This is a genomic window from Rhizobacter sp. P2_H2, from assembly GCF_056403375.1.
On the sequence record NZ_JBFUFP010001550.1, the window covers coordinates 1 to 911 of the forward strand.

General features: G+C 70.4%; 1 protein-coding gene. It reads left to right on the forward strand.

From position 1 onward, the window contains the following. On the forward strand, positions 1-840 hold an 840-nt coding region (locus AC1D15_RS34660), incomplete at its 5' end, for a thiamine pyrophosphate-dependent enzyme (RefSeq protein WP_477829644.1). Positions 841-911: the final 71 nt, after the last annotated feature.

Sequence of the window (911 nt, forward strand, 5' to 3'; positions counted from 1 at the left end):
GGCTACTCGCTGCTGAAGGCGCCGCGGCCGCTGCAGAAGCTGGTGCACATCCATGCGGGGCCGGAGGAGCTCGGCCGCGTCTACGCCGCCGACCTGCTGCTGCAGTCGTCGATGGCTGCCGCCGCGAAGGCGCTCGAAGCGCTGGCTGCGCCGACCAAGCCGGCCTGGGGCGAGTGGACGGCCGCGGAGCATGCCGACTACGAGGCCAACCACGTCGCCGGCGCGGTGCAGCCGCTCGACATGGCCGAGGTCATCAAGACCATCCAGCGCCTCGCGCCGGCCGATACGGTCTACACCAACGGCGCCGGCAACTACAGCGGCTGGCTGCACCGCTTCTGCCGCTACCACGGCATGCAGCACGCCGGCCGCACGCAGCTCGCGCCGACCGCCGGCGCGATGGGCTACGGCGTGCCGGCCGCGGTGGCCGCGGCGCTGCTGTATCCCGAGCGCACCGTCGTCAACATCGCCGGCGACGGCGACTTCCTGATGACCGGCCAGGAGCTGGCGACCGCCACCGGCTACGGCGCGAAGCGGCTGATCAGCGTCGTCGTCGACAACGGCACCTACGGGACGATCCGCATGCACCAGGAGCGCGAGTACCCCGGGCGCGTCAGCGGCAGCGACCTGTTCAACCCGGATTTCGCGGCACTGGCCGAGGCCTTCGGCTGGCGCGCGGCACGTGTCTCGGACACCGCCGGCTTCGGGCCGGCATTCGCCGCTGCGCTCGACAGCGGCCGGCCGACGCTGCTGCACCTGAAACTCGATGCCGATGTCAGCACCAGCCGCAGCAGCCTGCAGGCGATCCRCGAGGCGGCGAAACGGCGCCTTGGCCAGGCCTGAGAAGCTGACCGAAAAACCTGATCGCGATCGTGGGCGAAGGGATTTGTCGGATGACTTGTTCAAGACAATGT